The sequence below is a fragment of the Rubrivivax gelatinosus IL144 genome (assembly GCF_000284255.1).
In the GTDB taxonomy this organism is placed as follows: Bacteria; Pseudomonadota; Gammaproteobacteria; order Burkholderiales; family Burkholderiaceae_C; genus Rubrivivax; species Rubrivivax gelatinosus_A.
This window is the reverse complement of sequence record NC_017075.1, coordinates 3,221,223-3,233,586: the sequence shown is the minus strand read 5'-3', so window position 1 is coordinate 3,233,586 and position 12,364 is coordinate 3,221,223. Positions and strand designations below refer to the sequence as shown.

Genomic DNA, 12,364 nt, shown 5'->3' with positions numbered 1-12,364 from the left:
CCGATGTTCGCCAACTTCCGCCTCGCGATGGCCTGGCTGCACACCTGGTTCGGTCTGGTGCTGGGCTACGTGCTCGCCGTCGCCTTCTTCTTCGGCGCGCTGTCGGTCTTCGACCGCGAGATCGACCGCTGGGCCATTCCCCAGACGCGCTTCGAGGCCCAGCCGATGCCGTCCTTCGACCGCATGCTGCGGCCGATCTTCGAGCAGATGCAGCCCGATGCCGAGAACGTGCGCGCGCTGCGCGGCCTGGTCGACGGGCCGCTGCCCGAACGCTGGGACCGCATCGAATCCTGGGGCGCCTACACGACGCACCGCGACCCGGTGCTGTCGGTCTTCGCGTCCTACGAGGTGCCCAATGCACGCGACCCCGAGCAGGTGGTCTGGGGCACGCGCACGATCGACCCGCGCAGCGGCCAGGCACTGCCCGACGACCGTCTGAAGATCGGCAGCCGCTTTTTCTACCCGCTGCACTACAGCCTGAACCTGCACTGGAAGGACCTGGGCACCTGGATCGTCGGCCTGGCGGCGCTGGTGATGCTGGCGGCGCTGGTCAGTGGCGTCGTCATGCACCGCCGGCTGTTCCGCGAGTTCTTCACCTTCCGGCCCTGGAAGAGCCTGGGCCGCTCGACGCTGGACTTGCACAACCTGAGCGGCGTCGCGGCGCTGCCTTTCCACTTCTTCTTCGCCTTCACCGGGCTGGTGATCTTCGCCGGGCTGTACTTCCCGGTGGCCCACACCCAGCTGCACGAGCTGCACGAGCTGCACGAGCGCATCGAGGCCGCCGAGACCGGGCTGCCGCACGAGCGTGCCGGCGTCGCCGCGCCGCTGGCCTCTGTCGACGCGATGGTCGCGCAGGCGCAGAAGCGCTGGGCCGAGCGCGGGCGCGCCGGCGAGATGGGCTTCCTGTGGCTGCAGCACGTCGGCGACGCCAACGGCTACGTCAGCATCTACCGCGCCGGCACCGACCGCATCGCGCTGACCGGCGAAGGCATGCACTTCAAGGCCTCGACCGGCGAGCTGCTGCGCGAGGACCCGCCGCGCACGGCCGTGGACAGCGTCAACGAGTTCCTGACCGGGCTGCACCTGCAGCACTTCCGCCATTGGCTGCTGCGCTGGCTGTACGTGCTGGGCGGGCTGCTGGGCGCGGTCTGCATCGCCACCGGCTTCGTGCTCTTCGTCGAGAAGCGCAAGCGCCAGCACGCCCGCGACGGCAGCCAGGGCGCACGCGTCGTCGACGCGCTGGCGGTGGCCACCGTCACCGGCATGCTGGTGGCGACGGCGGCGATCCTCGTCGCCAACCGGCTGCTGCCCGAGGACCTGCCGGCGCGCGGGACCTGGGAGCAGGGCGTGTTCTGGGGCGCCTGGGCGCTGGCCGCGCTGCACGCCGCCTGGCGCAGCGCGCCGGTGGCGCAGGCGCGGCCCAACCCGGCCTGGCGCGAGCAGTGCGTCGCCATCGCCGTGCTCGCCGTGGCCGCGGTGCTGCTGAACGCCGTGACCACCGGCGACCACCTGCTGAAGACGCTGTCCGAACCCTACTGGCCGGTGGCCGGCCTGGACCTGGCGCTGCTGGCCACGGCCGTCATCGCCGCGGGCGTGGCGCGGCGGCTGTCGCGCCGCCAGCGCGGCGCCGCCCATGCGCCGCGTGCGCTGCCGGAGGCCGGCCATGTCTGAGAGCACCTCGATGCTGATCGCGGCGACGCTGGCGGCGTTGGCCGGCTTCGCCTGGCTGGCGCTGGCGATGGACGAGCACTGGCAGCGGGTGCAGGGCGGCTCGGCGACCCCGCCGCGGCGGCCGCTGCGGGTGCTGGGCGCCGCCGGCGTCGTGGCGTCGCTCGCGGCCTGTCTGCGTGCCGACCCGCCGAGCATGGCCGTGCTGGTCTGGCTGATGCTGCTGGCGGCCGCAGCGCTGGCCGTCGCCTTCGCACTGGCCTGGCGCCCGGCGCTGCTGCGCCTGGCCTGGCCGCGGTGGCGCTGACGTACAGTCGCGCCCGGGAGTGAACACGATGCGACGCCTGATTGCCTGCCTGGCCCTCGCGGCCGCCACCGTCTCGGCCAGCGCGGCCGAGCCGGCCTATGACGAACGTGCCGACGCGCCGGCGCAGGTCGCCGCCGCACTGCAGGCCGCTGCCGGCACGCACCAGCCGGTGCTGGTCGTCTTCGGCGCCAACTGGTGCGGCGACTGCAAGGTGCTGGACATGGCCTTCAAGCAGGGCGCCGCGGCGCCGCTGATCGCCAGCCGCTTCAAGGTCGTCAAGGTCGACGTCGGCCGCTTCGACCACAACCTCGCGCTCGCCGAACGCTACGGCGTGCCGCTCAAGCATGGCATCCCGGCGGTGGCCGTGCTCTCGCCCGAGGGCCGCGTGCTTTACGTCACCAAGGCCGGCGAGCTGGCCAACGCGCGCCAGATGGACGACCGCGCGATCTACGACTTCTTCGCCGCCCACGCGGGCGCGCGCTGAGTCGCTGAGCCACTGAGCGTCAGCAGGCCGCCGGGCCGCCTTCATGTCGGCGGCGTGTCGGCCGCCACGCTGCGGCCGGCGTCCATCCGCACCGGCCCGCCGCCGATCAGCACCATGCCGGGCGCGGCCAGCGTGATGCCGTGGCCATCGATGCACAACGAGGCGCCGGCGGCGCCGAGGCGGATGCTCTGCGCGCCGCGCACGTCCAGCGTGGCTTCGCAGGAGGCGATGCGCACGTCGCCATGAGCCTGGACCGTCGCCCCGGCGCCGGCCCGCACCGTGGCCGGCCCGTCGGCCGCGTGCAGGCACAGCGTGGGCAGCACGCTGCCGCCGCCGTCGCCGGCGGCCTGCAGGCGCAGCTCGCCGCCGGCCACCAGGCCCAGGTGCCGGCCGGCCAGTTGCTGCAGGCGCTGCGCGAAGGCCTCGCTGTCGCCGTCGCAGGCCTGCATCGTGTCGCCCGCGCTGGCGACGAAAACCCCTTCCGGCGCGGCGAGCAGCAGGTCGGGGCACGACCAGCCCGGGGCCTTCGCGGCGGCCTCCAGCCGCGCGCAGAGCGCGTCCAGCGCCGGTGTCGTGCCGCCGCCGGCCGGTGCGTCCGGTGCGGCCATGCGCTGTGCCGCCTGCAGCCGCGCCAGCGCCTCGGCGGCGTCGAGCTGGCGGCCTTCGTGCTGGCTGCCGGGGCGTGCGTGGCTGCTGAGCAGCAGCCCGCCGCCGGCACGAAGCGCGCCCCAGGCCTCGCTGCGCAGGTCCAGCCCGGCACCTCGCGGCGCCAGCGGCCGGCCGTCCTGCTGCTCGCGCAGATGGCCCAGTTGCAGCCGCGTGGCGGCTTCGTCGCTGCCGAGTTCGACCCGTTCGGCGCCGGGGCTGTCGTCGAAGACGAGCTGGTTGCCGCGCCCGCCGGCGGCCCCGCCACCGTGCAGCTCGCGTGTGCGCCAGCCCGACAGCGTGCCGCCCAGCGCCGGCCCGGGCGACGGCGTCCCGGCGTCCGGCCGCCACGGCGGCCTGGCCGTGGCGGTGAACGCGTCGGCCTCGTCCTCGTGGCCGGCGCTGCAGTAGAGCGTGCCCAGCACCAGCGGCCGGTCGTGACGCGCGGCGACGAAGCCGAGCAGCGCCTCCTGGCCGGCGCGCGGCGGGTTCACGCCGCCCCAGCCGTCGCCGGCCACCGGCGTCGCCACCCGCACCCAGCGGCCGGCGGTCGAGGCAGCGTCGCCGGTGGCCGGCGCCGCGCCGTCGTCGCGCGCCTGTTCCCAATGGAAGCGCAGCAGCACGCGGTGGTCGCGGTCGGTCGCCACCGGGGCGCCGTCGCCGACGACGAGCGCGCTGCCCAGCCCCGGCGCGTCGGCCTCGGGCGCCAGCCGCAGCTCGGGCCGTCCCTGGCCGTCGCGCGGCACGCACCGCGGCGCCAGACCGGCCGGGCGGGCGACCAGTTCGCAGCGGTGGCCGGGGCCGGCCGCCGCGCCCGGCGTTCCCGGCGTGCCCGACGGCATCGGCCCGGCGGCGACGTCGTTGCGCAGTTCGTGGCGCACTGCGCTGACGACGAAACGGTCGCGTGCCGCATCGCTGCCGTCGTGCAGCGGGTGGCCCGTCAGCGTGAAGCAGGCCCCCGCGGCAGCGTCGCGCCAGCCGCCCGAGGCGCGGCAGCGCATGGCGTCGTAAGCCAGGGCCTCCAGCCGCGCCGCGGCACGCCGGGCGCCGTCTTCGCGGGTCGGGTAGGCATAACCGTCGGCGACGTCGACGGCCTCCAGCCCCGGCCAGACCTCGTCGCCGGCGGCGACCGGCCGCAGGTCGACGCGGCGGTCGTCGCGGCTGGCCCAGCGCAGCCGGCCGGTGCCCAGGCGCTGCTCGCGGCTCCAGCGGGCCAGCGTGTCTTCCTGCGGCCCGGTGCCGCCCGGGGCGTAGCGCACGCAGGCGCCCGGGGCGAAGGCGCCGGCGTGGTCGGCGATCACGAGGCGGTGGCGTCCGCCGCCCGGTGCCTCGGCGTCTGCCTCGTGTTCGAACCAGTGGCTGAGGCCCTCGTCGAGCAGCAGGCGTTCGACGAAGCCCAGGTCCGACTCGTGCGCCTGCACGCAGCGGCCGCGGCGCGGCAGGCGCGCGGCGTCGGCGAGCGCCCAGCGCCAGGCAGGGGCCGGATCGCCGCCGGCGCGCGGGCGCCCCAGCACCCGGTCGACGATCTCGACGACGCTTGCTTCGTGGAAGACCTCGGCATGCTGCTCGTCGTGCAGCCAGGCGATCCAGGGCTCGATCAGCAGCCGCACGCGCGCCAGACCACCGTCGCCGCCCAGCCAGCCGGCTTCGCGCACGTGGCCGTGCCAGGGCCGCAGGCCGGCGGCGGTCTGCAGGTCCAGCCGCGCCGGCGTGCCGTGCAGGCCCGCCAGGTCCAGCCCGCGGTCGTCGGCGAGTGCGACGAGCTCGATGCGAAAGCCCACCGCCGGCTGGACCTCGTCCTCGGCCCAGGGCAGCCAGGGCAGCTGTCGCGCCGGGGCGGCGAGCCCGGCGTCGGGGCAGGGGCCGACGGCTTCCCAGACGCAGGCCTCGTGCACGACGAGGCAGTCGGCGCCGAGCGCCGTCTGCAGCCGCGCCAGGCGGCCGTGCTGCGACAGCGCCGTCATGCCGCGCTCCGGCTGAGGCCGGCGAGCCGCAGCGTGGCCGCGGCGCGGTCCTGCAGCGGGCCGCGTTCCGGCAGGAAGGCGTCGAAACCCAGCCGTGCGGCGCAGGTGCCGCCCAGCACCGCGGGCCGCCGGTCCTCGGCGCGCAGCAGCAGGCGGGCCTCGGCGTCGAGCCCGCCGCCTGCCAGCGCCTGCCACCAGGCGGCCAGCGCACCGGCGCCGTCGGCGCCGGGCAGCAGCGCGTCGAAGCGGGCGCGCGGCAGCGGGCCGATGTCCAGGCGCAGATCCAGGTCACGCTGCCAGACCCGGGCGCCGGCCACGGCGTCGTGGCCCAGCGAGACGGCGCGCAAACCCAGCCGTCCCAGGGCTTCGGAGGGCAGGCGGTGCCAGCGGCCTTGCCAGGCGTGCACACGCACCCGGGTGTCGAACTGATGCGCCAGCACGCGTTCCAGCGCCGCTGCCGACGGCCGCCCGGTGGCCAGCGCTCCGGCGTGAAAAGCCCGCGCGGGTGCCGGCAGGCCGGCGCCGGCCAGTCCGGCCAGCGCCTGCAGCGCGGCGAGCAGGCGCTCGGGGCCGGTGGTCTCGGCGTCCAGCGCCGGCCGTGCGTGGCGCCAGGCCTGCTCGCCCCATTCGCCCAGGCGCTGCTGGAACAGCTCGACGAAAGCCAGTGCGGCCGGGTCGCGGCGTTCGAGCAGCGTTTCGGTGTAAGCCGCCGGCAGCGCGCCGTGCAGGCCGAGCAGCGAGCCGAAGGCGGCGACGAGTTCGAACTCGGCGGCCTCGCCCGACTCCGCCGGCCGCAGCCGCAGCGACTCGATCTCCGCGGCCGGTGCCGACATCGCCGTGCTGGCGCGCCAGCGCAGCCGCGGCCGCCCGGGCCGGCCGTCGGCGGCCAGCCAGCGCCGCAGCAGCCGCAGCGCCGGATAGGGCGCGAAAGCCGCGGGTTCGGCGAGCAGGCGCTCGATCGGGGAACGGGCCATCGGTGGTATCGGCGACATCGGTGTCAGACGAGCAGCGCCCGCCCGCTGCGGCGGCCGCCGTCGAACAGCAGCGAGCCGTCGGCCGCGGCCTGCAGCCGCAGGCGCACGAAGCTGTTGACCGGCGCCCGTCGTGCCAGCGCGTGCGCGAGCACCCGGCCGAACAGGCCGGCGCCGGAGCCGACGAAGGCCGGTTCGTCGACCTCGAGACGGATGTCCTGGCCTCGCACCAGGCAGGGCGCCGGCGGCCCGGGCCACCAGGCCTCGGCGGTCTGGCAATCGAGCTGGCGCAGGCCGGCGGCGATACCCGGGGCGGCGCCGATGCCGGCGGCGTCGTGCAGCGCCAGCCATTCACGCAAGCCGGCGAGCCCGGCGGCGGCGACCGGCGTGCGTGCCAGCGCGAGCAGCGACACCAGGCGCCAGGGGGCGTCCAGGGCCGGCGCCGGCCTGGCGGTCGGCGTCGGGCGGCGCAGCAGCACGATGCTCTCGGCCGGGCCGCCGTCGTCGGCCTGCAGCTCGCCACCGTGGGGCCCGGGAACGAGCATCGTCGGCAGGTCACGGTTGCCGGCGACGACGTCCAGCGACAGCGTCTCGCTCTCCGCCCGTTGTGGCGCAAGCGCGGTGTCGACCAGCGTCAGCTCGAGTTCGTGGCCCGGCGACAGCGCGGCGCGTTCGGCATCACGGCGCGTGCTCCAGCCGCAGGTGGCGCAGCAGGCGGCGGAGGCCGCCGAGGCGTGGCGCAGCGAGTACAGCGGCGGCAGCTCTTCGAAGCGGCAGCCGTGTTCGCCCTGGCGTGTGCGGCGCACGCGTTCGACCTGGTGCACCTCGTAGGCCGCGGGATGGCGGGCGTCGACGAGCACCGGGTAGGACTCGCGGGCCTGCGTCACCCGGATCGGCTCGGCACGCTGGTGGAAGCGGTTGACCACCGGGGTGCAGCCGGGCATGAGCTGCGCCGCGCCCAGCCCGTCGAGTTCGGGCCAGGCGGGCGTGCGGCCACCCGGGCGGGCACCGAGCGCGTAGTGCAGCGTCACGCTCCGGGCCTGGCTGTCGCGCAGCGCCGCCGGCAGCGGCAGGTCGACGAAGTCGAACTTGGCGGGGAAGGCGAAGTATTCGCCCAGCAGGCGTTCGGCGCCGCGTTCGTCGGCGCCCTCGTCGAGCAGGCTCTCGTCGTCGCCGAATCCGACCTCGCGCGGGGCGGCGTCGGCCACCGGGCGCGGGCCGTGGCCGTCGTCCAGCCAGACCGCTTGCACGTGGTCCAGCAGCGCGGCACGAAGCGCCGCCGTCTGCGACGGTGGGGCGTCGATGAACAGCCGCAAGGCCGGCAGACCCAGCGTCGCCCACTGCGCGGCGGCCGAGGCGAGCTGCAGCTGCACCGAGAACCAGGCCGCCGGGCGTGCTGCCGCCGGCACCGCCACGGTTGCCGCCGGGCGATGGCCGGCCTCGCTGACGCGCAGCGGCGCCAGCCAGACCTCGTAGGCGCTGGTGAAGCGGCAGGCCACGCCCTGCACCGGCGCGCTGTGCAGCAGCGTGCCCCGCGGAATGCAGCGTGCGCTGCTCATCTGGCCCAGGCTGCGTTCGGCCGTGAAGCGCACGACGCTGCACGACGGGAAAGGGCGCAGCGCCTCCGGGTGCAGCACTTCGAGCAGGGCTTCGGCGATGCGCGGCATCTCGACGTCCAGCCGGCGATGCAGCCGCGCGCCGAGCAGCGCGACGGCCTGGATCAGCCGCTCGACGTGCGGATCGGCCATCAGCTCGGCGCCGCCGGCAAGACGGCCCGCGACACGCGGGTAGCGCTGCGCGAAGGCCTTGGAGGCTTCGTCGAACCAGGCGAGCTCGCGCTCGTAGTGCGGCAGCAGCGTGTCCATCTCAGGCGGCGGGCCCCGCGACCGGAGCGACGACGCAGCGATGCCGGCCGGGCGCGATCTCGGCGTCGAAGCTCAGCCGCGTGCCGGGGCGGCGCAGCGTCGCTTCGATGGTGAACGCCGGCGGCCGCCTCGCACCCGGCCGCGGGCTCACGCGCAGATCGGCCAGCCGCGGTTCGTGCGCCGCGAGCGCCTGGCGGATGCGTTCGGCCAGCCGGTGCAGCGCCTCGGTGCCGTCGCCGTCGGCCCCGGCGTCGGCGAAGCCGAAGGCGTAGACCGAACGCGCGACACGCGGCCAGCGTGGCAGCCGCTCGGACGGCCAGGCGCTGCGGGTGTTGAGCAGCCGTTCGATGTCACGGGCGAGGCCCAGGGCGTCCTGGCGTGCCGGGGCCGCCGCGCCGGCGTCGGGCACGGGCTCGCCCAGCATCGTCTCCAGCAGCGAAGCGCCAGCCATCACCGGCTCAGACGGCGACGTTGCGCCGCAGGTCCCAGCCGGCGACGCCGGTGCTGGTGGCCGAGCCGTCGAGCTTGTGCTGCTTGTATTCCCAGGTGACCTTGCCGTAGCGCAGGCCGAAGGTCTCGCAGGGCAGCTCGTCTTCGTCGACACGCGTTTCGACCGAGGACACGACGACGTCCTCGAGCACGATGCGGTAGTAGTCGATGCGCGACTGCGAGGTCGCGGTCGCGTTTTTGCCGCCGTAGGCGCGGTAGAAGGTGACCAGCACCTTGGGGTAGAGCGTGCCGGCCGAAGCGGCGCGCAGCAGCTTGGGCGTGGCGCGGTCGATCAGCTTGGTGAACAGCATCTCGCCGTGCTCGGTGCGCTCGGCGGTGTGGCCGCCGGAGGACGAGGCGGTCGACGAGCGCGGCTGGAAGACGCGGTGCTGGAAGGCCGAGACCTCGATCTCGTTGGCGTGCTTGGAGTCGCTGCTGTCGCCGAGCAGCTCGCTGGCGCCGTCGAACTTGACGTAGATGTCCTTCATGGGGGCTCCGAGGTTGGGGGTCAGGCGCCGCGGGGCGCGAGGTCGGCGACCAGGCGCAGCGAGACGCTCAGTTCGTCGAGCTGGAAGTGCGGCCGCACGAAGGCCACCGCGCGGTAGGCGCCGGCGCGCCCGGGGATCTCGCTGACCTGGACGCTGGCTTCGCGCAGCGGGTAGGCGGCCTTGGTCTCCTGCGTCGCGCCGTCGTCCTCGACGACGTACTGGCGGATCCAGCGGTTGAGGAACTCCTCGACGTTGGCCGCCGAGGCGAAGCTGCCGACCTTCTCGCGCATCATGGCCTTCAGGTAGTGCGCGATGCGGCAGACGCTGAAGACGTACTGCAGCTGTGCCGCCAGCGCCGCGTTGGCGTTGGCCGCGTCGCTGTCGTAGCGCCGCGGCTTGTGCACCGACTGCACCGCGAAGAACGCGGCGTAGTCGGTGTTGCGGCAGTGCACCAGCGGGATGAAGCCCAGGTCGGACAGTTCCTTCTCGCGCCGGTCGGTGATCGCGACCTCGGTCGGGCACTTCAGCGCGTGTTCGCCGTCGTCGGTGCGGTAGGCGTGCGCCGGCAGGCCCTCGACCAGGCCGCCGCCTTCGACGCCGCGGATCGCCGCGCACCAGCCGTAGGAGGCGAAAGCCGCGTTCAGCCGCGCCGCCAGCGCGTAGGCCGCGTTGACCCACAGGTAGCGCCCGTGCTCCGAGCCGTCGACCCGCTCGGTGAAGCAGAAGCCTTCGACGGCGTTGCCGTGGCGCGCGTCGTAGGGCAGGCGGCCGAGGAAACGCGGCAGCACCAGGCCGACGTAGCGCGCGTCCTCGCTGGCGCGCAGGCTCTTCCAGCGCGTGTACTCGGCGGTGTCGAAGACCTTGGCCAGGTCGCGCGGGCGGCCGATGTCGGCGAAGCTGTCCAGGCCCAGCAACTCGGGCGAGGCCGCGGCCAGGAAGGGCGCGTGCGCCGCGGCGGCGACGTGCGACATCTGCTCGACGAGGTAGAGGTCCTCGGCGCCGCGGCCGATCTCGTAGTCGCCGACCAGCGCCCCGAAGGGCGCGCCGCCGAAGGTTCCGAAGGCTTCCTCGTAGACCTTGCGGAACAGCGCCGACTGGTCGAAGTCGACGGCGGTGGAGAAGTCGCGCACCAGCTCCTGGCGCGTGGCGTCGAAGATCGCGATGCGCTGCTGCGGCCCGCCGGCGGCATGGCGGCAGAGGTAGTGCAGCCCGGTCCACGCGGCTTCCAGGCGCTGGAAGCGCGGATGGTGGAGGATCTCGCTGAGCTGGGCGGAGATCAGCTCGTCGAGTTCGGCGATGCGCGCGTCCAGCGCCAGGCCGAGGTTCTCGGAGACGGCCACCGTGCCGGCGCGCACCTCGTGCGCGAGGTGCACGATGAGTTCGCGGGCGCGGCCGTGTTCGGCCTCGCCGCGCGCGACGCGGCTGTCGAGCACGATGCTGTCGAGCAGGTCGCGCCCGGGCGGCGCGATCGGGGTCAGGACGGCGGTGTCCATGGCGTCACTCCCCGGTGGGCGCGGCGTCGTGGCCGATCGCGGCCAGTGCCGCCGGCTCGCGCAGCGCCTGCTGCAGCAGGTCCTCGAGGCGTTCGTTGCCGGCCATCTTGTTGCGCAGGTCGGCCAGCCGCGCGCGCGCCTCGAGCAGCCGGCGCAGTGGCTCGACCTGCTGCACGACGGCCTCGGGGCGGAAGTCTTCGAGACGCTCGAAGTGCAGCTCGACGCCCAACTCGCCGCCCGCGGGCGACAAGGTGTCGGCGACACGCAGCCGAAGCGCCGGCGCGACGCCGCGCAGCACGTCGTCGAAGCTGTCGACGTCGACCGGCACGAAGCGGCGGTCCTTCAGCCTGCTGCGCGGCGTGGCGGCGCCGTCGGCACCGCTGAAGTCGCCGAGCACGCCGACGACGAAAGGCAGTTCCTTGTGCTCGATCGCGTCGCCGACCTGCACGTCGTAGGTCAGGCGCACGCGTGGTGGCCGCACCTTCTCGAGCCGGGACTGGATGCTGTCGTAGCGGGGCATGGCGTTTCCTCGGGTGGGGCGCGTCAGCGCAGGCGGTCGAAGGGGTTGGCGGCCGGCACGGTGGCCGAGACCGGCGCCCGGGCCGGCGTGGACGGCGGGGGCGCGACGACCGCGCGTGCCGGGGCCGGGGCTGGCGCGGTGGCGGGGGCCGTGGGCGATGCGGGCACCGCCGCAGCGGCCGGCGCGCGGGCGACCCGGGGCTTGGGTTTCGGTGGCGGGGCCGGCGGCGGTGGCGGCGTTGCGTCGCCCAGCGCGTCGCGCAGCAGGCGTGTCAGCGACGTCGCCTCGCCGCGGGTCGTGCCGGGCAGGCCCTCGGGGTGCTCGCGCAGACCGGCCAGCGCCGTCGTGGCGATGCGCAGGCCGCTCAGCGCGAGCAGGCCCTGGGCGTCGCGGTCGGCCGGGTCGCGCTGCACCGCTTCCTGGGCGGCGGCGATGGCACTGCCGTGTTCGCCGGCCCGGGCGTGGTCCTCGGCGAGCTGTAGCCAGGGCAGCTTGCTGGTCGGATGGTCGCGCGCGGCCTGCTGCCACAGCGCACGCGCCTGGCCCGGCGAACCCTGGATGCGGGCGAGTTCGGCCTGGCGCATCTGCTCGTCCAGGGGCGGCGGCGACGGCGCTGCCGCGGGGGGCGCGGCACAGGCGGCGAGCAAGAGGGAGAGCGCGGCGACGGCCAGGCCGGCGGCGCTGCTCCGTGGTGCGGACGAGGCGCACAAGGCAGAAGAGGCGGACGAGGCGGCAGGGCGCATGCGGAGGTCCTCCGGCAGGCCTCGGGGCGAGGCGGTGTCCGGCACTCTAGGAGTCCGTCGCGGGCGGCGATTCCCCCTCTGGGGCCGCTCTCCCGGGGGGCGTGCGCTGCCGACGGTGCCGCGCTGCAATCGCCGGCACGAGGTCCCTGCCATGCCCAGCATCTGCCGCCCTGTCGTCCCGCTGTCCTGCCTGCTGGCCGCTGTGTCGTGCGGCCTGTTGTGCGGCTGCGCCACCGGCTCCGGCACGGTCCCGCCCTGGGCTTCGCAGGTGCTGGTGGCGGTCGGCCTCCAGTCGCCGGCGCCGCCACCGCCGCCCGAAGCGCTGATCGAGCTGCACGCCAGCAGCCTGCTCAACGCCGCGAGCGACGGCGTGGCCCTGCCCACCGTCGTGCAGCTGCGCTGGCTCGACGACCCGGCGGCCTTCCAGCGCGCCGGCTACGAGCGCCTGGCGGCCGGCGACGGCGCCCGCGAGCTGGTGCTGGCCCCCGGGCGCACGCTCAGCCTGCGCGAACGTGTGCCGGTCGGCGCGCAGGCGCTCGGCGTGGCCGCCTTGTTCCGCTCGCCGGCGCCGGGGCGCTGGAAGCTCGTGTTCCCGCTGCCGGCGCCCCAGCCCATCCGCCTGGCGCTGCATCGCTGCGCGCTGGTGCTCGTCTCCGGTGCCGCCTGGGAGCCCCCGGCCGGCGCCGACCGCCTGGGAGACCTGCGATGCCCGTCCTCGGAGTGAGCC

Annotated in this window: 12 protein-coding genes; 4 read left to right on the top strand and 8 right to left on the bottom strand. The window is 75.4% G+C overall.

Features of this window, described 5'->3' with window-relative positions; genetic code table 11:
* The first annotated feature begins 3 nt into the window (after positions 1-3).
* Genes RGE_RS14805 through RGE_RS14795 form a run of 3 tightly spaced genes read left to right on the top strand, consistent with a single transcriptional unit; the run spans position 4 to position 2,459 of the window.
* Positions 4-1,671: a PepSY-associated TM helix domain-containing protein gene (locus tag RGE_RS14805; protein ID WP_014429243.1), complete on the top strand. Its 1,668-nt coding sequence runs from the start codon at positions 4-6 to the stop codon at positions 1,669-1,671.
* Positions 1,664-1,975, top strand: coding sequence for a DUF3325 family protein (locus RGE_RS14800; RefSeq protein ID WP_014429242.1), 312 nt, complete (start codon positions 1,664-1,666; stop codon positions 1,973-1,975). Before RGE_RS14805 ends, RGE_RS14800 begins: the two co-directional genes overlap by 8 nt.
* Before the next feature lie 28 nt (positions 1,976-2,003).
* Positions 2,004-2,459: a thioredoxin family protein gene (locus RGE_RS14795; protein ID WP_043784147.1), complete on the top strand. Its 456-nt coding sequence runs from the start codon at positions 2,004-2,006 to the stop codon at positions 2,457-2,459.
* Between the two features lie 41 nt (positions 2,460-2,500).
* Here the strand turns inward: RGE_RS14795 and RGE_RS14790 are convergent, their stop codons facing one another.
* From RGE_RS14790 to RGE_RS24315, 8 genes are read right to left on the bottom strand one after another with little or no spacing between them, the layout of a single operon-like run.
* Positions 2,501-5,068, bottom strand: coding sequence for a type VI secretion system Vgr family protein (locus RGE_RS14790; protein ID WP_014429240.1), 2,568 nt, complete (start codon positions 5,066-5,068; stop codon positions 2,501-2,503).
* Entirely contained in the window at positions 5,065-6,042 is a 978-nt protein-coding gene (gene tssG / locus RGE_RS14785) for a type VI secretion system baseplate subunit TssG (RefSeq protein WP_148280201.1), read from the bottom strand. The genes RGE_RS14790 and tssG overlap by 4 nt, the downstream gene beginning before the upstream one ends.
* 23 nt (positions 6,043-6,065) lie before the next feature.
* The gene (gene tssF / locus RGE_RS14780) at positions 6,066-7,904 is read right to left on the bottom strand and encodes a type VI secretion system baseplate subunit TssF (protein ID WP_014429238.1); all 1,839 of its coding nucleotides are present in this window, start codon (positions 7,902-7,904) and stop codon (positions 6,066-6,068) included.
* A gap of 1 nt (position 7,905) precedes the next feature.
* A complete protein-coding gene (gene tssE / locus RGE_RS23310) occupies positions 7,906-8,355 on the bottom strand; it encodes a type VI secretion system baseplate subunit TssE (protein ID WP_014429237.1) in 450 nt (149 codons plus the stop codon).
* 7 nt (positions 8,356-8,362) lie between these two features.
* Positions 8,363-8,881, bottom strand: a complete 519-nt coding sequence (locus RGE_RS14770) for an Hcp family type VI secretion system effector (RefSeq protein WP_014429236.1) — start codon at positions 8,879-8,881, stop codon at positions 8,363-8,365.
* A gap of 20 nt (positions 8,882-8,901) precedes the next feature.
* Entirely contained in the window at positions 8,902-10,374 is a 1,473-nt protein-coding gene (gene tssC, locus RGE_RS14765) for a type VI secretion system contractile sheath large subunit (protein ID WP_014429235.1), read from the bottom strand.
* A 4-nt stretch (positions 10,375-10,378) separates the two neighbouring features.
* Positions 10,379-10,894 carry a type VI secretion system contractile sheath small subunit gene (gene tssB, locus RGE_RS14760; RefSeq protein WP_014429234.1) on the bottom strand — a complete coding sequence of 172 codons (516 nt, stop codon included), beginning with the start codon at positions 10,892-10,894 and terminating at the stop codon, positions 10,379-10,381.
* Between the two features lie 23 nt (positions 10,895-10,917).
* Entirely contained in the window at positions 10,918-11,478 is a 561-nt protein-coding gene (locus tag RGE_RS24315; RefSeq protein WP_052311009.1) for a tetratricopeptide repeat protein, read from the bottom strand.
* 310 nt (positions 11,479-11,788) lie between these two features.
* Between RGE_RS24315 and tssJ the strand changes: the two genes are divergently transcribed.
* Positions 11,789-12,361 carry a type VI secretion system lipoprotein TssJ gene (tssJ, locus tag RGE_RS14750; protein WP_014429232.1) on the top strand — a complete coding sequence of 191 codons (573 nt, stop codon included), beginning with the start codon at positions 11,789-11,791 and terminating at the stop codon, positions 12,359-12,361.
* Positions 12,362-12,364 lie beyond the last annotated feature (3 nt).